The organism is Acinetobacter lwoffii, from assembly GCF_029024105.1.
Taxonomy (GTDB): Bacteria; Pseudomonadota; Gammaproteobacteria; order Pseudomonadales; family Moraxellaceae; genus Acinetobacter; species Acinetobacter lwoffii.
On record NZ_CP118963.1, the window covers coordinates 1,882,635 to 1,908,812 of the forward strand.

The 26,178-nt window shown below is 42.9% G+C and carries 21 protein-coding genes and 3 pseudogenes; 8 read left to right on the forward strand and 16 right to left on the reverse strand.

The genetic code is table 11. The annotated features are described in order from the left end of the window. Window positions 1-40: 40 nt before the first annotated feature. Both PYW33_RS09085 and PYW33_RS09090 read right to left on the reverse strand, forming a co-directional pair. Window positions 41-1,135 carry a fatty acid desaturase family protein gene (locus PYW33_RS09085; RefSeq protein ID WP_004646650.1) on the reverse strand — a complete coding sequence of 365 codons (1,095 nt, stop codon included), beginning with the start codon at window positions 1,133-1,135 and terminating at the stop codon, window positions 41-43. A gap of 14 nt (window positions 1,136-1,149) precedes the next feature. Continuing rightward, window positions 1,150-2,214 (reverse strand): flavin reductase family protein, encoded by a 1,065-nt coding sequence (locus tag PYW33_RS09090; protein ID WP_026055790.1) that lies wholly within the window; start codon window positions 2,212-2,214, stop codon window positions 1,150-1,152. 152 nt (window positions 2,215-2,366) lie between these two features. Between PYW33_RS09090 and fabR the strand changes: the two genes are divergently transcribed. Next, a complete protein-coding gene (gene fabR / locus PYW33_RS09095) occupies window positions 2,367-3,047 on the forward strand; it encodes an HTH-type transcriptional repressor FabR (RefSeq protein WP_004646648.1) in 681 nt (226 codons plus the stop codon). Window positions 3,048-3,109: 62 nt separating this feature from the next. Here fabR and PYW33_RS09100 read toward each other — a convergent pair whose 3' ends face one another. The 6 genes from PYW33_RS09100 to PYW33_RS09125 all read right to left on the reverse strand — a co-directional run bounded on the left by PYW33_RS09100 (window position 3,110) and on the right by PYW33_RS09125 (window position 9,359). Next, on the reverse strand, window positions 3,110-3,910 hold the full coding sequence (locus PYW33_RS09100; protein WP_004646646.1) for an alpha/beta fold hydrolase: 801 nt from the start codon (window positions 3,908-3,910) through the stop codon (window positions 3,110-3,112). 135 nt (window positions 3,911-4,045) lie between these two features. Then, window positions 4,046-4,312 carry a PAAR domain-containing protein gene (locus tag PYW33_RS09105; protein ID WP_004646645.1) on the reverse strand — a complete coding sequence of 89 codons (267 nt, stop codon included), beginning with the start codon at window positions 4,310-4,312 and terminating at the stop codon, window positions 4,046-4,048. Window positions 4,313-4,457: 145 nt separating this feature from the next. Then, window positions 4,458-7,295 (reverse strand): RNA polymerase-associated protein RapA, encoded by a 2,838-nt coding sequence (gene rapA / locus PYW33_RS09110; protein WP_016807124.1) that lies wholly within the window; start codon window positions 7,293-7,295, stop codon window positions 4,458-4,460. Between the two features lie 143 nt (window positions 7,296-7,438). Continuing rightward, window positions 7,439-8,083 carry an RluA family pseudouridine synthase gene (locus PYW33_RS09115; protein WP_004646642.1) on the reverse strand — a complete coding sequence of 215 codons (645 nt, stop codon included), beginning with the start codon at window positions 8,081-8,083 and terminating at the stop codon, window positions 7,439-7,441. A gap of 133 nt (window positions 8,084-8,216) precedes the next feature. Continuing rightward, window positions 8,217-8,924, reverse strand: coding sequence for a phosphopantetheine-binding protein (locus PYW33_RS09120; RefSeq protein WP_004646641.1), 708 nt, complete (start codon window positions 8,922-8,924; stop codon window positions 8,217-8,219). 132 nt (window positions 8,925-9,056) lie between these two features. Continuing rightward, complete coding sequence (locus PYW33_RS09125) at window positions 9,057-9,359, reverse strand: hypothetical protein (protein WP_004280001.1); 303 nt, start codon at window positions 9,357-9,359, stop codon at window positions 9,057-9,059. A gap of 161 nt (window positions 9,360-9,520) precedes the next feature. Between PYW33_RS09125 and PYW33_RS09130 the strand changes: the two are divergent. Further along, window positions 9,521-10,856, forward strand: a pseudogene (locus PYW33_RS09130) (ISNCY-like element ISAba32 family transposase). A gap of 197 nt (window positions 10,857-11,053) precedes the next feature. On the opposite strand, the pseudogene PYW33_RS09135 reads toward PYW33_RS09130, so the two are convergent. The 5 genes and pseudogenes from PYW33_RS09135 to PYW33_RS09155 form a co-directional block, all read right to left on the reverse strand. After that, window positions 11,054-11,819, reverse strand: a pseudogene (locus PYW33_RS09135) (IS5-like element ISAba31 family transposase). A 108-nt stretch (window positions 11,820-11,927) separates the two neighbouring features. After that, the gene (locus PYW33_RS09140) at window positions 11,928-12,344 is read right to left on the reverse strand and encodes a GlcG/HbpS family heme-binding protein (protein ID WP_004646640.1); all 417 of its coding nucleotides are present in this window, start codon (window positions 12,342-12,344) and stop codon (window positions 11,928-11,930) included. Window positions 12,345-12,487: 143 nt separating this feature from the next. After that, the gene (hemL, locus tag PYW33_RS09145) at window positions 12,488-13,789 is read right to left on the reverse strand and encodes a glutamate-1-semialdehyde 2,1-aminomutase (RefSeq protein WP_004646639.1); all 1,302 of its coding nucleotides are present in this window, start codon (window positions 13,787-13,789) and stop codon (window positions 12,488-12,490) included. A 38-nt stretch (window positions 13,790-13,827) separates the two neighbouring features. Beyond that, entirely contained in the window at window positions 13,828-14,448 is a 621-nt protein-coding gene (gene thiE / locus PYW33_RS09150; RefSeq protein WP_005107266.1) for a thiamine phosphate synthase, read from the reverse strand. 780 nt (window positions 14,449-15,228) lie between these two features. Beyond that, window positions 15,229-15,612: an Mpo1-like protein gene (locus PYW33_RS09155; protein ID WP_004646637.1), complete on the reverse strand. Its 384-nt coding sequence runs from the start codon at window positions 15,610-15,612 to the stop codon at window positions 15,229-15,231. 328 nt (window positions 15,613-15,940) lie between these two features. Here PYW33_RS09155 and PYW33_RS09160 point away from each other — a divergent pair, with 328 nt between their 5' ends. Beyond that, the gene (locus PYW33_RS09160; RefSeq protein WP_004646636.1) at window positions 15,941-17,398 is read left to right on the forward strand and encodes a CYTH domain-containing protein; all 1,458 of its coding nucleotides are present in this window, start codon (window positions 15,941-15,943) and stop codon (window positions 17,396-17,398) included. Between the two features lie 139 nt (window positions 17,399-17,537). Continuing rightward, window positions 17,538-18,992, forward strand: a complete 1,455-nt coding sequence (locus PYW33_RS09165) for a CYTH and CHAD domain-containing protein (protein WP_004646634.1) — start codon at window positions 17,538-17,540, stop codon at window positions 18,990-18,992. A gap of 22 nt (window positions 18,993-19,014) precedes the next feature. Here PYW33_RS09165 and PYW33_RS09170 read toward each other — a convergent pair whose 3' ends face one another. Beyond that, the gene (locus PYW33_RS09170; RefSeq protein WP_004646633.1) at window positions 19,015-19,647 is read right to left on the reverse strand and encodes a hypothetical protein; all 633 of its coding nucleotides are present in this window, start codon (window positions 19,645-19,647) and stop codon (window positions 19,015-19,017) included. Between the two features lie 111 nt (window positions 19,648-19,758). Between PYW33_RS09170 and PYW33_RS09175 the strand changes: the two genes are divergently transcribed. The 3 genes and pseudogenes from PYW33_RS09175 to PYW33_RS09185 all read left to right on the forward strand — a co-directional run bounded on the left by PYW33_RS09175 (window position 19,759) and on the right by PYW33_RS09185 (window position 21,608). Continuing rightward, window positions 19,759-20,160 (forward strand): DUF3144 domain-containing protein, encoded by a 402-nt coding sequence (locus tag PYW33_RS09175; protein WP_004280011.1) that lies wholly within the window; start codon window positions 19,759-19,761, stop codon window positions 20,158-20,160. Between the two features lie 118 nt (window positions 20,161-20,278). Continuing rightward, window positions 20,279-21,293: pseudogene (locus PYW33_RS09180) on the forward strand (amidohydrolase family protein). Window positions 21,294-21,305: 12 nt separating this feature from the next. Further along, on the forward strand, window positions 21,306-21,608 hold the full coding sequence (locus PYW33_RS09185) for a hypothetical protein (RefSeq protein ID WP_141278898.1): 303 nt from the start codon (window positions 21,306-21,308) through the stop codon (window positions 21,606-21,608). Window positions 21,609-21,626: 18 nt separating this feature from the next. On the opposite strand, the gene PYW33_RS09190 is transcribed toward PYW33_RS09185, so the two are convergent. Continuing rightward, entirely contained in the window at window positions 21,627-24,398 is a 2,772-nt protein-coding gene (locus tag PYW33_RS09190; RefSeq protein WP_004646630.1) for a M16 family metallopeptidase, read from the reverse strand. 143 nt (window positions 24,399-24,541) lie between these two features. Continuing rightward, complete coding sequence (locus PYW33_RS09195; RefSeq protein WP_004646628.1) at window positions 24,542-25,363, reverse strand: PhzF family phenazine biosynthesis protein; 822 nt, start codon at window positions 25,361-25,363, stop codon at window positions 24,542-24,544. A 119-nt stretch (window positions 25,364-25,482) separates the two neighbouring features. Between PYW33_RS09195 and PYW33_RS09200 the strand changes: the two genes are divergently transcribed. Then, window positions 25,483-26,070 carry a flavin reductase family protein gene (locus PYW33_RS09200; RefSeq protein WP_004646627.1) on the forward strand — a complete coding sequence of 196 codons (588 nt, stop codon included), beginning with the start codon at window positions 25,483-25,485 and terminating at the stop codon, window positions 26,068-26,070. Window positions 26,071-26,178 lie beyond the last annotated feature (108 nt).

Below are 26,178 nucleotides of genomic sequence, written 5' to 3' on the forward strand. Positions count from 1 at the left end.
ACCACTTCATTTGAAGTGGTTTTTTTAGCTTTAAGAAAAATTATTTCTTAAACGGAAATGCATATTTCACAATACGTTTAATTACACTGCCGTACTGCTTAACCAGACTGGCATTGTTATAGTTCAAACCATATTTTTCACAAACAGCCTGAACTTTCGGTGCCATTTGACGATAGCGACGTGCAGGTACATCAGGATACAAATGATGTTCAATCTGATGACTTAAATGACCCGTCAAGATATGAAACGCTTCAGAACCGGTCAGGTTAGATGAACCACGGATCTGACGCATATACCAGTGACCACGACTTTCATTTTGAAGTACCGATTTTGGGAACACTTCGACATCTTTGGTAAAGTGACCACAAAAAATAATACTAAAGGTCCAGATATTACGCAGACCATTGGCCACCATATTACCGGTCAAAACCGGTAAAGCCGCAGGACCTGCTATCAATGGAAAGAATACATAATCCTTAAACAACTGTTTACCAATTTTGCTCTGCATTGGACGCCATTCTTCTTTGGTCTGCTCTTTGCTTTTGCGACCTTTGAAGTATTTACCCAATTCAAGATTCTGAATCGCAACACCCCACTGGAACAATAAACAGAATGGCACTGCATAAATCGGTTGCAATAAATAACCCGGTTTCCAGCGCTGTTCCGGGAACAAGCGTAATAGACCATAACCGATATCATCATCCATACCCTTAATATTGGTATAAGTATGATGCTTAAAGTTATGGGTTTGACGCCAGTTGTCTGAAGTCCCTACAATATCCCATTCATAAGTCTGACCATTGAGTTTAGGATCATTCATCCAGTCATATTGACCATGCATGACGTTATGACCCAACTCCATGTTTTCCATGATTTTGGCAAAGCCTAATAGACCTGTGCCTAGCAACCATGCTGGCGGGAACCAGCCTGCAAACAATAAGGCGCGACCGGCAATCGATGAGTAACGAATGGTTGAATAGACACGACGGATATATTTCGCATCTTTTTCACCTAGATCATCTAGCACTTCTTGCTTAATCGCATCGAGCTCACGTGCAAGTTCATCAAGTTCAAACTGGGTTAATTCACGGTTTTTAGGATTTTTAAAATACTGTAATTTTACTGGCATATTCATAAGATAAAACTCGCTTATAAGTCGATGACAAGGTCAGTCTGCGCTGAGTTAATACAAATTTTGAGCAGGTTGCCGGGTTCGGTATTTTGTGCACCGTTGACCAAATTCTTGGTCGAACCTTCTACTTTATTGCAGGCACATTTATTACAAATGCCCATACGGCAACCATGGGTCGGTTTAATATTTTGCTGTTCCAGGCTCACTAGAATGGATTGGCCTTTTGGAATGCTGACAATTTTTTTCGACTGGGTCAGGGTGACATTAATAAAGCCGGTATCCGATAGATCCGCCAAACTCATGCTAAAGGCTTCACCTTTAAACTGTTTTGCCTGAGCAAAAAGCTGTTCTGCTTTAGATACAAAACCTGAAGGACCACAGCAATATACGATGCTATTTTCCAGATTTTGCAGATCTGTCAGATAGGTTTCATCCAGACGTGCAGCAGCTGGCTGTTCTTGAGTGGCATACACATGAAATGAGAAATTTGCATGTTTCTGAGCAAGCTCTTCAAACCGTGCTTTAAATGCGGCATCCTGATCTTTTTTAACCCAGTACCAGAGAGTGACCGGTGCAGATAGTTCACCTTTTTTGCTCAAGCTTTCCAGCATACTGAGCATTGGGGTAATACCACTCCCTGCTGCAAGCAAGATCAATGGACTCGTCTGCACAGGCAAGGTCATATCACCATAAGGCTGACCAAATTCGATCACATCACCTACTTGTGCCTGTTCTGCCAACCAGGTACTGACTTTACCGGCATTGACTTTTTTCACGGTCAATAAAACATGTTGCGCATCTACACGGGTCAAACTATAGCTACGTTCATAACGGATGCCGTTTACCACCACATAGACCGGATGATGCTGCCCTGCTTCACCAAACTTAAATAAGCGATTCACTTGAATTTTCAGACTCAGCATATCCTGTGCTGCATTTTCTATATGCACGATCTTGCCTAATGGCTGATTCAACGACCATACAGGATTGAGTTTCTGAATCCAGAAATTAATTGCATGCTGATCAACTACACTATCAGACAGTGCATTCAATGGCATTTTAAGTTTTTGCAGTACATGCATCGTTTGTGACATCACCTTGGGTTTTTAATTATTATACACATGTATATATATTTGTATATACAACCGTATTGTTTCTAATCATTTCACAAGCTTGACTGGCTCGGTTATAATAAAATGATTCATGCATGAACCTATCGATGAACGAGCCTTCAATGAAAATAAGCAGTGACGCATCTTTATTACAATCGAAAAGCATTGATGAGCCGATTATCGTACGGAGTGTCGGTCGCAAGGCCACCATTACCAAGGAAGAACTGTTTCAGGCTGCGTTGAATCTGATTGGGCCACAAAAAAGTATTTCCTCTTTAAGTCTACGTGAAGTCGCGCGTGAAGCTGGTATTGCACCGAACAGCTTCTATCGTCATTTTAAAGATATTGATGAACTGGCCATTGAGCTGATTGATCGTGCCGGGATTGTATTGCGTCAGATTTTGCATGAAGCACGTCTGCAAGCTTCTCGCCAGAACAGCATTATCCGCAGTTCTGTAGAAGTCTTTATTGCCCAGCTGGATGCCGATGAAGGCAATCTGAGCCTGTTATTACGTGAAGGCTATACCGGTTCCAAATCTTATAAACAGGCGGTGGAACGCCAATTAAATTATTTTCAGCAGGAACTTCAGGAAGATTTAATTCGTCTGGAACGCCTAAACAATAAGAAGTTATTTCATCCCGATATTGCAGCCAAAGCCATTACCCAACTGGTCTTCAACATGGGTGCTAATGTGATTGATATGCCTGCCGAAGACCGCAAAGAAATTGCCGAACAGACCATGATCATGATCCGGATGATCCTTGAAGGTGCACGTCATCTGGAAGATTCTCAGCTGCGCTAATTTTCCGATTTGCATGAACTAGTATAAAAAGAGACGTAATCAGCGTCTCTTTTTTATGATGATTACAAAAGTGCGAGTTGAGCTTTGACTGCCTTTGCAGTGGCTTCCGGATACTCAAGCGGGAACATATGCCCGCCCTCGACCACAGAATAATTAATCCGATAAATCTTGTGCATCCCTTGTGGCAACCCCTGCTGATAAAACTGGCTTTGCTCTGCAGTCATCAGATGCATCGGCACTTCAGGCGGTCGGCGTGGCGTTCTCCACCACCAGGCTGGCACAGTCCGGAAGATTTCCGCTTCTATCTGTTTTGGAATAGTTAACGTCACCCCACCACGTTCAGGTTCTGGCTGAATGCCGCTCTCGATATAATCAGCAAAACACTGCTCATCGAAATTTTTAAATAAGCGGTTAAACCGGAGTGCTTCAATAGCGACCTGTTTTGATGACCAATAATCTTTGCGTTTTAGCGTAATTCCTGCGGGTGTATAACGATCGACACTTTTTAGATTCAGCTTTTTGATCAGTTCAAACATGGCGCTGTTTTTTCCAATCACAAATGGTGGATCCATAATGATCAGCTTGGAAAACAGTTCGGGACGTCGATACGCCGCCATAAGGGTCACCAGACCACCAAAGGAATGTCCTAAGCCAATCACTTGCTGCTGAGGAAACTGCTGCTCGATATCTGCAATGACTTCATCGACCAGATAAGGCCAGTCTCGCGTAATTGGATATTGTGGGTTCATGCCGATAAAGGGAATCGCTTTGACCTCATAGTCTTGCTGAAAACAGTCCAGAAACTTCCGATAAGTTGCCGAAGGGATACCATTGGCATGGGTAAAATGTAAGGCTTGCTTCATTATTTTTAAACGCAGTGCGTATTCATCCTGAAATCGTAAGATGAGCTTACCGCTTTAAAGATTTATTCGGCAGCGCAAAAATGCTCAAAGCATGACCTCAAAGTCATTTCTCTGTATTCCTTCAGAATTTAAAGTCTATTTCTGCGATACAGTCAAATGTTGCATCGGTAGAAAAGTCGCGCCGCAACTGGCCTTATCCCCCGCGATGACCACTGCCCGTCCTTTGACAGTAATAGACAAATTGCTGGAAATTGCGGTGACCATAGTCTGGCATTTGGGACAATAATGCTTCATGCCATTTAAATGTACGGCAATACCATTGATCAAAAAAGAGAGTTCGCATTCAGTCACCATGCCGCCATGACTGGTCTTTGTGCCAAGGGTAATCAGTGCTTTTGACATACTTTGTCATTCTTATTATTCAGTAGCCTAATTTTAAACAGGAGGAAAATAACAGACCAGCATTCTCCGACCAAAAAAATAATAAACCCGGATTTTGCCTATAAAAAAAGCAGCCCGAAAGCTGCATTTTTTTATTGCGTAAAGCTTAAGGCTTGACCACGACCATCACCTGAATTGCTTCCGGTGTTACCGATAGACCATCCAGCAGGCTTAAACCTTCTTTCTGCAACTTTTGTAAACGTGCAATTTCATCTTCACGGATACTTGGATTGAACTGTTTCAGATAGGTCAGGCGATCAATTTCATATTGCCATTTATTGCCATACACTTCTTTGGCTTGCTGCTTGAAGCCAGGCAATGCACTGCGTGCCAGTTCAAGCGCTTGCTGATAACGTGCCTCAATCACATCACGACGTGCTTTCACCACCTGACGGCAACTATTGCCATCTAAATGATGCAAGTACGGTTTCAGGATTTCTGGTGCAATCTTTTGTGATAGATCCTGACCTTTTTCACTGAGCAAGACACGAATCAACTGTTGCGGCAAGCTAGACGGCAAGTTCAATGCTTTCGGAGCCACCACATCGACCTTGAACCATACTTCAAGTAATACCGAACCCTGTGGCAGTGCTGCAGATTTTAGTACCGCAACGTTAGTGCTACCAAAGCCTTGCGTATTGATCATTTCCATCACACTTTCAGTGAATGGATGTTCCAGTGTCAGGTATTGCGCATCTTCGCGGATTTGTGCCTGATCACGATAGAAAGTCGCTGTAATCCCTTCTTCATCCAACGTCAAACCTTGAACCTGCATTTGATCGGTTGGCTTGATGATCACTGTACCGTTACTTTGCTCGTCAAAGTCGATATTCGTAGACGCCATAAAGCGCTTCATGAAAATCGGCAAAGTGGTATTGTCATCATAGTCTTCAAGCGCGTTGACAATTTCCTGTGCCACCACCGGACGGCAAGAGTTGTATTCAAGCAAACGGTCTCGACCTTCCTGCAATTCAGCTTCCAGCGCTTCACGTTGCACGCTAACTTCTTCCAGCAGGTCTTCAAAATCTTGACCTTTGTCTGCCAATAGACAGTCTTTCAAGCGAACAATAAAATTTTCTTGCAAGGTTTGTGCAGCTGGAGAAATATTGCTGAAGATATTCAGCGCTTCGTTATACCAGCGGAACATACGTTCTTGTGCAGTTCCCACCAGATAAGGCACATGAATCTGAATCCGGTTTTCCTGACCGATACGATCCAGACGACCAATACGCTGTTCCAACACGTCCGGGTTCGCAGGTAGGTCAAACAGAATCAGGTCAGAGGCAAACTGGAAGTTACGACCTTCCGAACCAATTTCCGAGCAGAGTAAAATCTGCGCGCCATACGAATCTTCAGCAAAATAAGCTGCGGCCTGGTCACGTTCTAATAAGCTCATGCCTTCATGGAACATGGCGGTACGAATACCGGCATGTAAGCGCAGTACATTTTCCAGCGCTTCAACCACTGGCCCGCTACGCGCAATCAGTAAGACTTTTTTGTGTTTTAAATCGGTACGCAAACGCTCCATCAGCCACATCACGCGTGGATCGGCTTCCATCCATGCGCCATCGAGCTGCGCCTCTTCAGGCCACATCTGTTCACGCAACTTGCCATCTTTCGACCAGTTTTCTGGTGCTGGCAATGGTGCCGGCTGACAGTCACGACCCGGGAAACCTTGAATGGCTTCACGTGTATTACGGAACAGGATACGACCTGTACCATGACGGTCTAAAAGTTCGTGAATGGCACGGAAACGCTGTTCAGGCTGATCTTCAATCGGATGACCTAACAAGGCTTCAATCGCAGTTAAATGCTCGGCTTCTAGCGGCATGTCTGACATCAGCACTTCTGCAATTTTAGCTGTATGCTGATACTGTGCTTCTTCGTCGAGGAAACGATCCAGCGAGTTAAAACGCTGTGGATCAAGCAAACGTAGGCGTGCAAAGTGACTTTCCACACCGAGCTGTTCAGGTGTTGCCGTCAATAACAACACGCCCGGCGTATGTTCAGCCAGCTCTTCGACCAGATCATAACGGTCATTACCACCATCTTCTTCACTCCACATCAAATGATGCGCTTCATCGACCACCAACAAATCGAAACCTGCTTCAAGTGCCTGTTCACGCAGATCTTCATGGTCGACCATCAAATCGACAGAGGCAATAATTTTTTGTTCGGTCAGGAATGGGTTCTGTTCAGGATCATGTTCTTTGATCGATGCCGTACGAGTCAAATCAAACAGCGAGAACTCAAGATTGAAACGACGGCGCATCTCGATCATCCACTGATATTGCAGTGAATCCGGCACTAAAATCAGGATACGTTCAGAACGGCCAGTTTTCAGCTGTTGATGGATGATCAGACCCGCTTCAATAGTTTTACCCAGACCCACTTCATCGGCCAGTAATACACGCGGTGCAAAACGCTGACCAACTTCATGCGCAATATAAAGCTGATGCGGAATCAGACCGACACGTGAACCCACCAGACCACGCAGTGGACTGCTTTGCATATTGGCCTGCATCAGCAGTGCTTCAATACGCAGGTCATACCATTCTTTATAATCAACCTGACTGGCCAATAAACGGTCTAGAGGCTTAGACAGCTGGATGGTCGCACCAATACGGGTTTCATTCAGCGATTTACGTTCTTCAGTTCCATCTTCCAAGGTACGAACGACATGATAACGCACCACGCCATTGCGGTCTTCAACGGATTCTACAATCCACTTGGTCCCTTCCTGATCCTGTAATTCATCTTTCACATTAAATACGATACGAGATAAGGGTGCATTGCTGCGTGCATAGACGCGGGTTTCATCGCTTTTCGGGAATAAAATGCTGACCGACCGCTCATCAACATCAATAAGAACGCCTAAACCGAGTTCTGTTTCAGTATCTGATAACCAACGTTGACCAATAGCAAATTGCTGCAATTTTTCCACCTTTATCTTAAGTACAAGATTATGAATATTAGGCTCAATCACGAAACGTCATTGGAGCAAAATTCCACACCTTCAAGCAATGTATTTTGACATAAAGCCCACTAAAAAGTGAGCATAATTCACGCCGATTAAAGAAGTATTTCCTAGAACGGCGCCGGACAATAAAATTCGACCAACTGCTCTGTTTGAGGATGATAAAAACTCAAACGTTCCGCGTGTAAACATAAACGCGAGCTGAGCTGTTGCTGTTCGGATGTCGCATATAAGGTATCGCCAATAATCGGATGTCCGAGATATTGCATATGCACCCGTAGCTGATGTGAACGGCCGGTAATTGGGGTCAGTTTCACCCGAGTCACGGGCTGTCCCTGAATATTAAAATGTTCGATCGCCTGCCAATGCGTGATGGCCGGCTTATTATGTGCGGGATCTGCGATATGTAAGGGGGGACGGCTTGGATCATACACCACTGGCACTTCAATAGTGCCTTCACCTTCGAGTGTACCGGCAACCATAGCCTGATAGGTTTTATCAGTCTGGCGTTCCTGAAACTGGCGGGAAATGGTTTTTTGTCCCCATTTGCTCAGACCAAAGGCCAAAATACCGGATGTATCGCGATCCAGTCGATGAATCAGTAAAGTTTTGGGTTCTAATTTGACCAGACGGTTGATCAGGCAATCTTGTAAGTCTTCTGTTTTACCGGGAACTGTGAGTAAACCTGCAGGTTTGTGGATGACCATGAAATCGTCATCACGATGTATCAGATGTTCGGTTAGAAAATTACTCAAAGTTCAATCCCAGGCTGATCGTGAAAAACAAGGCGGCAATGATAGAAAGCTTAGCCAATAATTACAATGCGCATTTATGTAAATGACGATGAAATTTCCGATTTAGCGCATAAAATTGCTCAATCGCAGCGCATCAACCTGAGGATTTTAAAATGAAGCTTGCCAATTCGTGCAAAGACGGATGTTTTAGCACATCTTCATAACGGATATTGGCACCATGTGCACGCCATATACCGACTAGACTCACCACCGCTACCGAATCCAGACCATAATTTTTTAAGTCGACATAGGGATCAATTTCCAAAGCATCCATATCCAGCTGTTCTGCGACAGCCAACATAATGCCTTTGGCCGACAATACATATTCGGAAGATGCGCTTAAATCCCATAAGCGGGTCAGGCTATAGGTATTTAAGTGATGTATCCCCTGTGCTGAAATATTTTCGATCCATTGAATATGCTGATCTTGATTCGCCAATAAAATCACATCATCGACCACACCGATTTGATCCGTCACACTCATCAGATGCGGCAAAATCTGTTTCAGCATCGGTGTAACCTGCCCGGCAAAAATCAGTTGCGGATGCATTGAGGCATATTCTCCCAATTGCTGCATGCCTTGCATCAGGTCATCACCATATAAGTCAACAATCGGAATATCGAGTGCTTTGGCTTTATTGCTGATCTGGATCAGATGACTCATTAGGTCGCTTTCTTGTATGCCTACCATCATCCTTAAATTTTGTAATCCCACTAAAACCAAAACAGATTCATTTGATGCAAGCTGCCATTTGGCTTGGGATGGAGCAAGTTGGATTTTTTTAGGGATGGGGTACAGCATGGGAGGCTCTTATAAATACAAAATAGCATGATGATTCATGCTATTTTAGTTTAGCATCGATTTGAAAAACACTTTGATTTCACAGAGGTTTATTGTTCTAATTTCGTATCATCGCCATTATGTTAAATGGCTTTAATTTTGCTTAGCCCTATATTCATTAAATGCTAGAAGCATTCCCTCTTTTTGTTCTGCGGAGGCATCTGGAAATGAATAAAATCTTTCATAATCTTTTCTAAATTGGCTGCTTTCAATTCTTTTAGCTAAGTCATCAATAAAACCTTTTCCTTGAGTCTGATATTGCTGAATCGTTTGTTTATCTAGGCAGATAGTTTTCGCCCAAGAAACTGCACTCATATTTATACAAACATTGAGGTATATATTTTCGCTATCCTCATATAGTTCCCAAAAATAAGGCTCTATTTCTATAAGTTGCATTTCACTAGTATTTCCAAACTTTTAATTATTTCTAAAATTAACATAATACACGTTATACGAAATTCTTTTGTTAGAACCCATTTAAAGTGTCTATATTCTCACCAATAAAAATGTCTGGTTTATGATGGTTTTTATCACCATGGACTGGATATAAAATATAGATGCTGATCACTATGTCTGATAAAGAAATTCAACGTCTTGCAGTTCTGCAAGACGTTAGAGATCATCGTATTACCCAGGTCCGTGCTGCTGAAATCCTGAATCTTTCCACCCGTCAAATTACCCGGTTATTGCAGAAGCTCAATCAAGATGGTGTCTCAGGTATGGCACATGCCAGTCGTGGTCAACCGGGTCATCGTCGCCATGACGTCCTGTTAAAATCAGAATGTCTTTCCATTATTTCTGAACATTTACTTGGCTTTGGTCCTACATTGGCTCATGAGAAGCTCAGCAGCATGTTTGGCCTGCATATCCCGGTAGAAACGGTTCGGCGCTGGATGACATGCAAATGACCTCTGGATTCCTCGATCCAAGCGCCTGAAACGTCCATATCAGCCTCGATACAACCGTGATTGCTTCGGTGAGCTGATCCAGATCGATGGCTCATATCATGACTGGTTTGAAGGTCGAGCTTCCAAATGCTGCTTGCTAGTTTATATCGATGACGCCACTGGAAAGCTGTTGCATCTGCGCTTTTGTGAGGCTGAAACGACCTTTGATTATATGCTTTCAACCCGAGCCTACATTGAGCAATACGGCAAGCCTTTAGCGTTTTATAGCGATAAACACTCGGTATTCCGAGTGAATCAGAAATCGAGCCAAGATAGCCAGATCACGCAATTTGGGCGGATTCTGAATGAGTTAAATATTGATATTATCTTCGCCAACTCACCCCAGGCCAAAGGCCGTGTGGAACGTGCCAATAGAACACTCCAGGATCGCCTGATCAAGGAAATGCGCCTAGAAGGTATCTGTTCAATTGCCGAGGCAAATGCCTGGCTGCCCTGCTTTATTGAGCATTTCAATCAGAAGTTTGCCAAGTGTGCGCGAAACTCAAAGAATTTACATCGGCCATTAACCGAATCTCATCTTGAACTGGATGATATTTTTACCTGGCAGGAACCGCGTAAGGTCACCAAGAATCTGACCCTGACCTATGACAAATGTATTTATCTGCTTGAACCGATAGAGCTGAATCATAAGCTTGTTGGGCAATATATTTCATTTCTGGAGTACCCGGATGGGACTGTGGCCCTCATGCACGAGGAACGAAAGCTCAACTACAGCATTTTCAATAAATTAGCTGGGCTACAGCAGAATGAGATCGTTGAGAATAAACGGTTAGGTACAGTTCTGGCACATATTCAGCAACAGCATGAAGAGTTGGAAAAACAGAATAAACGTTCCCGTCTCAAGAAAAGTATGCCGAGTCGTAAAGCTCAGAAAGCTGTTATTGAACAAAGAAAGTTAAATCCTGTGCTTGACTCTTGTGGTTAAAAACAGGACATTTTAAATGGTTTATCGCATAGACATTTTAATTGGTGAATAACATCTTTTGATTTCCTTTTTAAATTATAACTTTATTGTATATAGACAAGCCCACTCATTAGCGATTGGGCTTTTTAGTTGATATTTCACGTTCCACGCTTCATTTTGGTACAACTTTGAATGATTTTATTAGGGTCTGTTGACATTTACTGTTCATAATTAACCCTATAAAGGTAGCCATAAAAATATACAGGCTAAAGCAACAGAACTTTGATAATTTCTTTTGAGCTTGTCATATCGAGTAGCTATTCCTCTAAATTGCTTTAATCTACAAAACATATTTTCAACTAAATGCCTGATTTTATATAAATACCAGTCCATATGGTCATTGTTCGATTGGCTATTTGTTTTCTTTGGTATATTCGCTTTAGTCCCTGTTTTCCTGATCTGTTCACGCAGTGGTTCTGAATCATAGCCTTTATCTGCACATACCACTTTTGTCTCTTTTAAATCTAATGTTGATATTAAATCAGGTGCAACTTTAACATCATGTGTGGTTCCATCGGTAATCATGAAATCAATAGGATTGCCATGTGCATCAACAATCAAATGTATTTTTGAGGAGTTTCCTCCTACACTTTTAGAAATAGATTGATTCGCTATGCCGGCAGAATGTTGATGAGCACGTACATGAGAGCCATCAATAAAAATCCACTCCATATCGGGGCATGAGGCTAGTAATTTGAATAATCTAAGTAACTTACCGCTGCTTGACCAACGATTAAAACGTTTGAAAATAGAGTTTGAATGACCAAAACAGCAAGGAATATCTCGCCACGGACAGCCTGTTCTAATTCTATAGAGAATAGCTTCAATAAAATTGCGTAAATTTGAGTTGTGGTGAATGGATAAATTACGCAGAATAACTTTCAACTTTTGCCAGTGTTGATCTGTCAGCATGGTACGAGGCATAGCGAATAGTAAAATTGGGTTTGGCGATTTGATTTTACTACTTCGCTATTTTTTTAAGCTAAAAGTGTCAACACACCCTAAATTAAGCTGATCAATTTCTATTTTGGATTAGCTTTGCTTAGCCAAAAATTTCTCAATGGCTACCTGTGCAATCTCCGCATCTTCAAACGACTTCACACCCGACACACCCATCGCACCGACGAGCTGGCCTTGATACAGAATCGGTTCACCACCTTCCAACATTCCTGAGAAAGTTTCCATGGTCAGAAAACCCATCTGTCCGCCTTTGATAATATCCTCAAACAGTTTGGAGGGATGGCGACTCATAGCTGAACATTTAGCCTTTTCGACGGCCAGATTTGCAGTCATCGGTGCTGCACCATTCATACGCTTCATCGCAAGCAAATTACCCGTTTCATCTACGACTGCAATACTGACATTAAAACTGTTCTGAATGGCATATTGATGGGCTTGATCTAATAAAAATTCCGCATCGCTTAAAGTCAAATAATGTTTGGTTTGCATGAAAATGATCTCTAATTTTAAATGTAATTCCCCCTAAGCCTGAGCCATATATAGCGCAAGAATACTGGAGGAAGTCTTTAAATTTTCATTTCTATTCGATAGATGAAAGCCCTCTCCTTTAAGGAGAGGGTTTGGGAGAGGTATTACGCTTTCATCTCAGCAAAAGTTTCTTTAGCCGCTTGAATCGTGTAAGCAATATCTTCATCACTATGCGCAGCAGAAATAAATCCTGCTTCAAAAGCAGATGGTGCAAGGTTTACGCCACGATTTAACATGCCATGGAAGAATTTACGGAACGCATCGACATCGCATTTCAGCATAGAGTCGAAGCTAGTAATATCTTCCTGATCGGTAAAGTAAAGACCAAACATACCGCCCACTTGTTGGGTCTTGAATGAAATGCCTGCTTCATCAGCAGCAGTTTGTAAACCGGCGAGCAATTTTTCGAGTTGTGCGGTTAATTTTTCATAAAAATCTTCGGTACGTAAATGCTTGAACATCTCGATACCGGCACGCATTGCCAGTGGATTACCCGACAATGTACCTGCTTGGTATACCTTACCCAATGGCGCGATGCATTCCATCACTTCACGTTTACCACCGAAAGCACCCACTGGTAAGCCTGCACCGATGATTTTACCTAAAGTGGTTAAATCCGGAGTAACGCCATAATGTGCTTGCGCACCGCCAAGACCGACACGGAAACCGGTCATTACTTCATCAATGATAAACACTGAACCATGCTCATCACAGACATCACGAATCGCTTGCAGGAAACCATCAATCGGTTTCACAAGGTTCATGTTACCTGCCACAGGCTCAACAATCACGCCGGCAATTTCTGAACCGAATTTGGCAAAGCATTCTTTTAAAGTCGCGATGTCGTTATATGGAAGTGTCAGCGTATGTTTTGCAAAATCCGCCGGCACACCTGCAGACGTCGCTTCCCCTTCACCACTGGTCAATAAACCTGAACCGGCTTTTACCAATAATGAATCCGAGTGACCGTGATAACAGCCTTCAAATTTTACAATCTTGTCACGGCCAGTATAACCACGTGCTAAACGAATCGCGGTCATGGTTGCTTCTGTACCCGAGTTGGTCATACGCACTAGTTCAATCGATGGCATGATCTCGCAAATAATATCTGCAAGCGTAGTTTCATGGACTGTAGGCGCACCAAAACTCAAACCATCGACCGCAGCATCCTGAACTGCTTTAATAATCGCAGGATGCGCATGACCCAAAATCATCGGCCCCCATGAACCCACATAGTCCACATAACGTTTGCCATCGACATCATAAAGATACGCACCTTGGGCTTTTTCGATAAAGACCGGCGTCCCACCGACACTATTAAATGCGCGTACAGGTGAATTGACGCCACCCGGGATATGTTTATTGGCTTGTTTGAACAATTGTTCTTGCTTTGGAGATAAGCTCATGAAGGCACTCGACTCAAAATTAAATCAATCAAAAAATTTTATGCTGTAGCTTGAAAAAGCGCAGACCATTCATCTAAACGTTCAGGAATGGCATTCATAGGAAGTCCCAATATATCACTAATCACCGCGCAATAATCCGCACCTGACTCAATGACATCCTTTGAATTTTCAACCGTTAAACCACCAATGGCACAGAGAGGCACGTTCAATTTTTCTTTGGCCAGTTTTAAGGTTTCAAGACCAATATTACCCGCTTCAGGTTTACTATCAGTCGCATAAATTGCTCCAAATGCCACATAATTCGCACCATCGGCAATGGCCTGTTTAGCCAGCTCAAGTGAGTTATTACAGCTACGGCCAATCAACACGCCTTTAGGCAAACGCGCAACAGCGTCGACAATCGAACCATCATCCTGGCCTAAATGCACACCCACGCCGTATTTAACCGCCATTTCCAGATCATCGTTAATCACGAAAGGTACGCCATATTCAGCACACATGGCTTTCATGTACTCGATTTCGTAAATTTGATCTTCTTTCGCCACTTTTTTACGGCGATATTGCAAGACCGCAACACCACCATTGGCCATTGCACCTTCCAACTTCGCTAATAAAAGCTCTAATGGATCATCATTGGTAATTAAATATAAACCGCGCATCTTGCTCGCCATTTCCTAGAATGGCTCTATTATAGGCATAACTCCGCTAGATTTCCGCAGTCCTGCTGTTTCTGAGACCGCGGGCAACAACAGATTTGCAGTTTTTTAGTACAATTTATCCGTTAAATTTTAAATATCACCATTTTCAGGGATATACCGGCTATTAAATCTACGTTTTAATCGCTTTATAACAATAATTATAACGTGTTAATACTTACGCCCTCCGACAAACGCTTTTAGGATTTTGCAGACAACTTGGTGGAGAAGTTGCAAAATTCTAAGAGCGATTTTTTTGTTTTTTTTCACCTAGTTCAAGCGCACTCAAATTAATGAATGTTAAAAATACCCATTTTCAGGGATAGCCCAATCGGCACGAAGCGACTTAAATAGTCTTAGACACAGACAATAAACAGAAAAATAAATACCTGTGTTGGTAATACCCGATCCTTTCTGGTTTTGAGTCCTTCGTTTGTGGGAAGACGTTTCAAAGCCAGAAAGGATCTTTTACTTTCAGCACACATCCGCATAAAAGCTTCTATGACTATTTACATAATAGCATCAGCAAAATCTTAAAATTTTATTGATATTAAACAGACATAAAAAAAGCCCGGAGAAGGTCGCTCCAGGCTTGGAAAACTGATGTATGACTAAAATATAATGGTTGATCAAAAAACCAAATCTGCAATAACATAATTATTAGAATAATAATTCTAGACTTGCAAGGCTTTTATCGAAATTTCATGCTTTAAGTGAGCACATTCCGATAAAAGTCATTCTGGCTCAACTGGAAATTTTATCGTATTTACGGTCTATCAGACTGATATTGCCACGCAGGACATCGGCAAACATGCGCCAGTCCGAGATAAAGCTATATACAGGCTGTTTGAAACTGGCCGGTTTATTGCGCTCAAAGATAAAATGTCCGACCCAAGCACAAGCATAACCCGTGAGTAAACCATAGGCAAAATATCGCGGCTTGCCTTGACGAATGGCTTTAGCAAAACAGTATAAACCGATGCTACTGCCGGCCACGTGCAGACGGCGACTGATAATATGCCGATGTTCGGTCAAATAGAAGCGATAAAATTCATGATAATTTTTAATCGGCATCTGGGGCTGAGCCACCACCTCATTCTTACTTTCTGGTTGTACTTGTACATTCATCTGTCATCATCCTGACGTTTTTGTTTTACCTTAGCGTATATTTTAGCCAAATAACAGCCTTTTGATTCGCGCTTCAATGTATCTTGAACATCCCCCTGAACGTCTGAATCCGATCGTTTTAGCCTAAAATGAACCGATGAAATTCAATCTTAAAAGTTCTGTTTAAGCTTTTTATGTTCAGTCAAGTCTTACATGCATTTTGATTTTGGTTACAATCTGCTGCGCACAAATCTAAAAATATAATTGCGGCTGCTGTCCGCCTCATTTCAAAACCTTATTCAAGTGAAGATTCAGTGCTTAATTGCACTGAACAGATAGGATGATCATCATGGTTGAAGTTGAACTCAAGTTCCAGATTCCTGTGGCACGACGCACTGCGCTGCTGAAGGCACTTGATCCGAAAAAGTCTCAACAGATCCAGCTTCAAGCCAAATATTATGATACTGCTGACCGTCAACTGGCCCGGCATGGGGTGGCACTACGTCAGCGTCTGGAAGGTACACGTTGGTTTCAAACCCTAAAAGCGGCCGGAAAAAGCCACATCGAACGCTTTGAACATAATCATGATCTAGGGGAATTAACTGCATCTCCTGAACTGGATTTAGATATTTATAAAAAATTTCCAGAAGCCGGGACAATTCTCAGCAATGCGCTCGGCAATCAGTTCGACCAGCTACAACTCCAGTTTGAAACCGATATTTCCCGTACGTTAAGGGTAATTGACTATGAAGATACCCAGATCGAAGTCAGCTTGGATATTGGACAGATCCGCACACAGGATGCTGAGCAAGAAGTACATGAAGTTGAGTTCGAACTAAAAAATGGTTCAATTCAACATCTGCTGGCCTTTAGTTTTGAATGGGTCAAGAAATACCAGCTCTGGCTCGATGTACGCAGCAAAGCAGAAATAGGCAATTTATTGGCCACTTCACAGCGCGTTAGCCCTGCGACCCTTAGCAAAGAATTTCAGATCAGCAAAAAAGACAGCGCCAGTAAAACCATGCGCAGTCTGATTGCGCAGCAGATGCAGCATTTATTGCCGAATATCGCGGCGATTGCAGCACAGGTTGCAGAGCAGGAACATATTGATCAGGCACGACTGGCACTGGATCACTTATATCTGACCTTGCTGCTGTTCAAAGACTGGCATCCTCAGCTTTCGGACAAATGGGCACATCAACTGGCGGCCTTTAAGCAGCAATTTGAACATCTGCAACATTTGCAACACATGCAAAACAGCTTGGCCGGCTTCCTGCAAAATCCAACCACGGCAGAAAACCTGAGCAAAGATATTCTGTATGCGCAGGAGAAACTCGGTAATCTGGTCAAATCCACCCAGAATGTGCATCATTATCTGGAATTGCTGATGTTTAGTTTAAATGATAATGATCATGCTTCTCTGGATCTGAAAACTGCTGCACAAACCACCTTGCAACAGCAATATAAAGCCTTGCAGGAACAAATGAACCAGACGGATATCACCGATTTTGAAAGTCTGGATCAATTGGCCAGCCGGATTCAGGAACTCAAATTCAGCTTTCCGATTTTAACCACGATCTATGATGTCAAAAATTTGCAGAAATACAGCAAAGCGCTGAATGATGCACAACTGGCAGCCAGTGAATATCAAACCTTGGCCTCTTCTGCAGTTTATATTCAGCAGACCGAACTGGAAGCAAGTGACTGGTTTGTGCTGGGCTGGCTGACCGCCAAGCAGGAAGTCTATGCGCAGAAACTGCTTGAAGCGACCGAACAGTTCCTGGTCAGCCGTAAATTCCTGAAATAAACATATTGAAATAAATATCACGAGAAATACTTAAAGCACGCCTTCTATGGCGTGCTTTTTGTTGCAGAAGCACATCACACCCCTGCTGATCTTTGGGCTATATTAATCTGTAAAACCAACATCGCGGAGGAATAACCCGATGGCAGAAATAGAACTCAAATTCCAGATTCCGCCACAGTCTCGTGTGCAATTTGAACAGGACATCCAGAAACTTCAGCCGACTCGGCATCGTCTGTGTGCACGCTACTTTGATACTGAAGCGCAACAATTACAACAACATCAGATTGCCCTGCGGCAACGTCTGGAAGACCAGCAATGGATTCAAACCCTGAAAGCAGCGACCGAACAACAATTTGAACGTTTTGAACTTGAGCATGAATTAAAAAGTCCTCCGGAACATTGTGATTTTCAGTTATATCGCAAACATAAACCGGCCAAAAAAATCCTGAAACAGGCGCTCGGTGATCTGGAGACACCGCTTATTCTGCAATTTGAAACAGATGTCGTACGGTATGTACTCACAGAAAGTCATCTGGACAGTAAGATTGAAATTGCCTTTGATGTCGGAGAAATTCGACACAATGATCAAGCCATCGATATTTATGAAGTCGAATTTGAGCTTAAATCCGGCCAGCTGAGTGAATTGATTGATTTCATTCAGCCCTGGGTTCAGCGTTATGCTTTGTGGCTAGATACACGGAGCAAATCGGAACGCGGTTATGCCTTATTACATGGCGAAGAGAATCTGCCGATTCAGCATCAGCTTCCCTTAGTGCTTGAACAGAAAGATCAGATCAGTACGATTTTGCAAAAGATTGTCACCAACTGTCTGGCTCATCTTTTCCCAAATGCGACGGCGATTGCTGCAGAAAATTATAATAGTGATCATGTGCATCAGGCACGTGTTGCGATTCGACGTTTGCGCAGTGCCTTTAAAATTTTCCAGTCCGTAACTGAACATGTACAGCCAGAATGGCCAGAACAGCTGCGGGATATTTTCCAGCAACTGGGTTCTACCCGAGATCGCGATGCCTTGGCAGAAAGCCTGATTCCACAACTAGAAAAAGCAGGTTCACCCTTACTGAAATTACCACCACACCGACAAAAACAACCAGATATCAGTACACTGTTCAGAAGTCCTGCCACAGTAGAATTAATGCTGCAACTATTCAGCTTTAGCCAAGAAAATACAGAGGGTAAAGCCAAGTCTTCGCATAAAATTTTGTGTAAAGGCCTGAGCAAGCTGCACCAGCAAATCTGTCAGGATGCCGAGAACTATCAAGAACTGGATATTGAATCCCGACATCGCACACGCAAACGGGTTAAACGCTTACGCTATAATGTAGAATTCTTGCAAAGCTTATTTCCTGAAAAAGAGGTTAAAGCCTATCTAAAAGCCTTAAAACCCTTGCAGGAAAGTCTCGGGCATTATAATGACCTATTTGTAGCAGACGAATTATTTAGACCTTATGTCAAACAACAGGCCAAGGCCTGGTTTGTGCTAGGCTGGATAAGTGCGGAACAGCAGCGTTTGTCGAACGAAGCAGCAGAGCGTTTACAGCAGTTTGCAGAAAATACCAAGCCCTTCTGGTAAGACCGGGCTTGGTCAAATTGTGCTAGCGATATTTGCCGAATACTTTCCAGGTATTATTGTCTGCCAGAGGATCGTTATAACTGTCGCTGCGTTGCTTGCGTGGCTTATCGCGTGCATCGACCAGTTCAAAATGTGGCTCAACACTCAGCACAATCCCATTCACATAAAAACGGGTGCGCGTATATTCGCTCTGGCCATGCTGAAACACATAAGTGCGTAAATCTACAAATTCACGGTGTGCCACTAATACTGCGGTATCGTCACTATCAAGCCACTGCCGCATGGCCGCAACCTGTTCTGGCTCGAACTGGCCACATTTTTCGATCAGACTGGCGACCCCACGAAAAGTTTTGGATTCTTTGGCACGGGTTTTATTGATCCGGATCCGGTCAACATGAAAATAAAACAGCGGCAGGTTTAAATGACTCGGCAGATGGATCGCATCCAAGATTTCATCTTCCATAAAAGGCTGAAACAGATCCTGTGCTCTTTCAATCAAACCGAGCCACTGGCTATAGTATTCATCTACCTGTGACTGGCTGCCATAATAAATCGGCAAGCCTTCAACATTGGCCAGATTTACCGGTGGCCAGATATTCTGGCGCAATAAGGCAATATCACTTTTTAGACTTTGTACTGCAATCGCATCCTGCATGGCATTCACTTTTATATGCTTAGGCTATTTTTTAGATTAAGGCAAAGGTTTAGTTTCTGCAAGGCTTTGCCTATAATTAGCGATTGAGATTTTAGTGTTAGGAACAAATTCATGGTTCAAAAGATTGAAGCAACCGATGTAACCGAAGAAGAAGCGTTAAATGCGGCATTCTTTGAACGTGCTGATGAATTTATTCAACAAGCCAACGAGTTTTGTCGCGTAGAAAAAGGCTCACAGGAAAAACCGAGCGATAAGCGCGGTCAAGTCAGTGCGGCGATGTTATTTGGTACTGCCCGTTTCAATACCTGGGTGGCAGCAAATAATTTTAAAGATGGCAACGAGATGCGTGATGCCAAAGATCAGGTCATGTCTTATATTTTGCAGCAATTTCAAATGATGCTGGAAGATAACTATGATGAATACTGTGAACAGTTCGAAAACTATTTGCGTTTTCGTCACAATGAAGAGTTTCATGCCAACAAGCATAACCATGATCACAAACACGATCATTGATTAAAATATGAAAAGCCCCGCGGGGCTTTTCATATTTGTTGTAATTTAAGATATTGACTTTAAAGTGATTTAAGCACTATATAAATTGAATAATAAATAAACGAAAACAAGGCATAGCATGCAGCAACTTCCCTTCCCGATCATTGACCCACATATTCACCAATGGGATCCGTACAATACCCCACATGCGGCAGCGCTAACTGTTGAAACCCAAAGACGTCATTGAGACCATTGGCCTGACACAGCACCTGACTGCACCTTATCTGCCTGCAAATTACAAGAGAGATGCAGGACATTATGAAGTTGAGCAAGTTGTGCATGTTGAAGCCAGCTGGCATGACCAGAAAGGCACAGGCGTGGTGGATGAAACCCATTTTATCGCTGGACTTCCTTTTGACCAGCACAATATCCAGTTAGGTGGAATTGTCGCTACGGCTGATCCACGGCAGAAAAAATTTAAACAGTTGATTGAATTGCATCGCGAAGCTTCTCCCAAATTTCGCGGCATCCGTAAAATGGCTGCGGTACATTCAGATAAAGGAATTCATGCCTGGACGGATGAACCGCATCTCTATCGTAATAAAGATTTCTTGAAAGGTTTTGAGGAACTGGCCAGGCAAGATTTAAGCTTTGATGCCTGGGTGTACTCTACCCAGATTGCGGATGTTACTGCGCTGGCCAAAGCCTTTCCAAACACCCCTATTGTGCTGGATCATCTGGGTACGCCCGCAGGTTTATTTGGCAAAGTGGGCAAAGCTACAGGCAAGACCGAACAAGATCGCACCCAGATATTTGCAGACTGGAAAGATCAGTTGGCAGAACTGGCCGAATGCAAAAATGTATCGACCAAAATGTCTGGTCTGTTTATGCCAGTCTTGGGACATGATTTTCACACGCAGAAACGGCTGGCAAGTAAACAGGAATTAGTGGAACGTGCCGCACCCGTGATCCAGCATACTTTAGACTGTTTTGGTTCTGGGCGCGTGATGTTTGCATCCAACTTTCCAATGGACAGTGTCAGTAGCTCACTCACCAACATTATTGATGCCTTTAGCGATATTGTGCAGGACTACAATGAAAATGCCTTAAAGTCGATTTTTTATGAAAATGCTAAACGTTTTTATCGACTTTGAGTAGATGAGAACATGCTAAGTTGGATAACAGATTCCAGTCTAAATACGCCTTCAGGCAAAGGACTTTGTATTTTACTCACTATTATTTCAAGCTGGATAACGTCTTATTATTATCAAGTGGCGATCCATCATCCTTTTGATCAAGATATTGCTTTCGTTTCAACTTTGATTGGCTGTGGAATATTGATTTTTCTTCTTATCGCATCTGATTGGAGTCTGCCCCTATCTATCCTTGCGGGCATAATCGGAGGAGTTATTTTTAGCCATAGAGCAACCTGGAGCATAAAACTAAAATCAAAAAATCCCCTCACTTGAGGGGATTTTTTATCAACACTATGATGTTTTCACTTGCTTACCGTACTGATCAGCCATCACTTCAACCAGCTGATCCGGCTTGATGTATTTTTTAATCATGGCATCAATATCAGCTTTACTCAGTTGAGCAATTGCTTGATCACGTTTTTCCCGATAAACCAGATTACGGTCTTTTTCCAGCTGTGGAATCAGCATAGCGTGAATACGACGATCATCTTCCAGTGCAGTTAAACGCTGTTTCAAGATACTGGCTTTTGCCGCTTCCACTTCCTGTTCAGTCACGCCACGTGTCAGCAGTTCATTGAGTACCTTATGCACTGCCTGAGAAACCTGTGCGGATTTTCCAGCCGTATAATTGGCACTAATCATCATGGCGCCCACATCTGCCCATTCATCGAGTTGCACATCTGCACTAAAACCATAGACTAGTGCATTTTTCTCGCGTAGCTCTTGTGCCAGTCGTGACGATAACTGTGAATCACCCAGAATATATCGAAATACCTGTAATGCAGGTGCATCGGCATGATCTGCGCCGACCGGCATGCTCATGAATGCCTCATAACTCCCGAATTCACGCTGCTCAGACAAAGCATGAATTTTCTGGGCTGGATAGCTTCGATATTCCGATTTCAGACGCTCATAAGGCTGTGTAGCTTTCCAGTCTGAGAAACTGTTTTTCAGCGTTTTTTGCATCGATTTTGGATTAAACTCACCTGTGACCGCGATTTGTGCATGCTGGGTTTTTAAAAACTGCTGATACAGTGCCATAACCTGTTCGCGAGTCGCTTTCTGATACTGTTTTTTGGCCAGTTCAGGCTCGAAATGGAAACGCAGATCGCCAGGCTGATAGATCTCGATCGTTCGGGCCATCGTCAAGCTCGACACCGTATCTGGTTCAGTATAAGGACGATCCAGACTGGATAAAGTCTGTCCCTTGATTAAATCAAACTGACTTTGTTCAAATGCCGGCGTTTTCAGCACATCAACCACATACTGAAAAAACTCTTCAAACTTTTCTTTTTTGGCGCTGATCTGCAAGGTCAGGCCATTGCCCGATGCACCGGCAGTTGCCGAACCGCCTACTTCAATAATTTTATCGGCAATCTGCTGCAAGCTTTGAGTTTCCGAAGAGCGCAACATTAAATAAGCCGTCAGGTCCAGAATCTCGCCTTTATTCATCAGGCTTTGAGCGGTACCAAAATCCAGTGAAATTGTGGCATAGACCTTGTCATCGCGGGTAGTCGTCGGAAACAGCGCGTATTTAATGCCATTTTTCAACTTGCCACGCTGAATCTGTTTGTCTTTACTGTACAAATACTGTTTGGATTCCTGGACATATTGCTTTACTTCAGCCTGATAGACACTGACATCTTTCATTGGCTCTTCTGCTTCAGCCTGCTGATCCAGAGTTTTTGCCGGTGCTTCTGTCTGTGCCAGTTCCTGCGCTTTCTTCTGATCTTCCGGGGTAGGTAAAATATTGCCAGAAATACGGTATTCAGGTTTTAAAAAATTCTTATAGACCTGATTGACCTGATTCACACTCAGGCTTTGAATTGCATTCAGATCTTTAAAATACTGGCTCCAGTCACCTGAATACGCCACTGCATAATCGCTTAAACGTGAACCCAAAGCAGTCGCACTGTTTTTAATATTGTCGGCCTGATTTCGGGTCAGATTTTTAGCCCGGTTTAATTCTGCTTCGGTAAATGGCTGACTCTGTTCTACGCCTTGAATCAGTCCCTGCTCTATCGCTTGTGCCTGATGATTCGGAGCATAGATTGCTCCCATAAACACCAGATTAAAGTCTTTATCCAGCCAGGTACTGGATTGCACCGCTGTTGACTTCCCAGTTTCCACCATATTCTGATAGAGATGTCCACTTGGCTGCAAAGTATAGAGCGTTGGCGAAACAGCCAAAGCCGTTTTAATGCTTTCTTCGGATTGATTCAAATAAAGATTAAACTTGGCCAGATCACTGCCTTTCTTTACTGTAAATTCACGCTGTTTGATTTGCTCTGGTTTAAGCGCTGGGACTTTCACTTGCGCTGGTACATTTCGGGATTGAATCGGACTGAAATGCGTATCCAGCTGTTTTAAGACTTCGGCCTTATCAAATTTGCCCGAAATGACCACAAAGGCATTATTCGGTGCATACCATTGACGGTAAAAATGGTTTAGTTCCTGCATATTGATTGATTGCAGCTCATTTAGGTCACCAATCGGCAAACGGCCTAAATACTGATTGCCATAAGCAGATTTAAACACCTGATCGATCAATACTGAAAATGGCTGATCCAGACGAATTTCACGCTCGCGTTTTACAATATCAATTTCAGTCGGTACATATTTTTCCTGAAGCACCAGCTTGTCCATGCGTTCGGCTTCGAGAAAAATGACTTCACTCAGCGCAATTTTTTCAGGACGGATCACATTAGTATATTTGGTTGAGTAATAGTCGGTACTGGCATTGGTCATCAAGGTATATTGATCCAGTCGACGCTGGAATTCATCCCCTTTGACATTTTCTGTGCCTTTAAAGGCCAAATGTTCCAGCAGATGCGCCAGACCGCCCTTGCCTTGAGGATCATTCAGGGAGCCGGTCAGATAGACCGTATTCATAAAAACTTTATTTTCTTTATCATTCGGTGCCAGGATAATGCGCAGTCCATTATCCAGTCGGTATTCTTCAACATTTTGTTCCGTTTTCACCAAAACAGGTTGTGCAAAACTCAGTGCACTACAGCCAGACAATACAATCGCCAGACTTAAATTTTTATAACGTAGCAACATTCTTCATCCAAATTATAAATATAAATTTTTATTCGCGCCCTTCTTAGAGAATGATTCTTTTTCTGAATAATCTATTCCAAGCCGGACCATCAAAATAACATGCCGCCTCACCTGACGACATGTAGTTCTATGTAATTAAAAAATTAAAGATAAATCTCAGCTTGCATATATAGCTTGCCGTAACCGGAAATTTCAATTCGATTCTGATCTTGCAAGGCACAATATAGCACCCCACCACGCGCCGAGGCCTGATAGGCAACCAGTTCATTTTTACCAAGTTTCTCGGCCCAGAGCGGCGCAATTCCAGTGTGAATTGAACCGGTTACCGGATCTTCATTGATTCCATTACTCGGTGCAAAATAACGTGAAATACAGTCGTATTGGGTATCTTGTGAAGTGATCGCGACGTCTAAATAGGTATTCTGAGCAGTAATGGCTGTACGCTTGCCATTCAACTGTTTTAACAGTTCAAAATCAGGCATTTCATCCAGCACATCCTGTACCGATTCATATTCAACAATATAGCCCTGCGCGTTCAGATAAACCTGTTTAAACGGTTTGCTCAAGGCCTGTCTTAAAGCTTCAGGATATTCAGCAACTGGCTCTGCACGACGAACTGGAAAGTTCATTCTGATCTTGCCATCTGCATCCTGATTGACTACAAAAATGCCTAAGTCTTTTACATGAAAATGAATCGTTTTCCCCGTATCAAATTGATTGAATAGTACAAAGCTGCTGGCCAATGTCGCATGACCACAAAAATCCACTTCCTTGGTTGGCGTAAACCAGCGGATGGCATAATTATCGCTATCGATGACTTTAACAAAAGCCGTTTCGGACAGATTATTTTCCAAGGCGATATTTTGCATCAGACCATCTTCGAGCCATTCATCCAGCACAATCACGGCTGCAGGATTGCCTTTAAACAGTTCCGTGGTAAACGCATCGACCTGGTACATTTTCATTTTTTGAATTCCTGAATATAAAGATCTCTAGTTTAAAAGCTTTTTTGCAAGAATGAACTTGAATATGTTAATGATCTCATTAATCTAGCCTATTAAATGAATAGAGCAAATGGTGCTGCATGACAAACTCCCATATTCAAAGTGTTCCTTTAGAAAAAGCTTATCGTCTGATTACCCATGGCCCTACTATACTGGTTTCTGCTCAAGATCAGCACGATACAGATGTCATGGCCGCAGCATGGGCATGTGCACTGGAATTCAGCCCCGCCAAAGTGACGGTGGTTCTGGACAAAAGTACCAAAACCCGAAATATTATTGAAAATTCAGGTTATTTCGCGCTACAAATTCCGACACTGAAACAACTGAATATGGTCTATCGTCTGGGTACGCAGAGCTTGCATGATGTGCCGGACAAACTCTCACAATCAGGAGTAGAACTATTTCATTTTCCTGATGCTGATATTCCTGTAGTACAAGGCTGTGCGGCCTGGATACTCTGCGAGCTGATTCCTGAGCCGCATAACCAGCAAATGCATGACCTGTTTATAGGCAAGGTGATTGCAGCCTATGCCGATGATCGGGTCTTCCGCGACGGCCACTGGCATTATCATGAAGTGGCTGAAGAGTGGAAAAGTATTCATCATGTAGCCGGCGGGCATTTTTACACCATCGGCAATGCGGTGAGCATTGATGATCCGGAATTATAAATTTTTCAAATTTGGAATAAATGAAAGTAATCGCGGATGATCAGACGATATCAACCAGCACCAGAGTAGCCGAAATTATGCTACTTTATCTATAATCTTCATTTGATG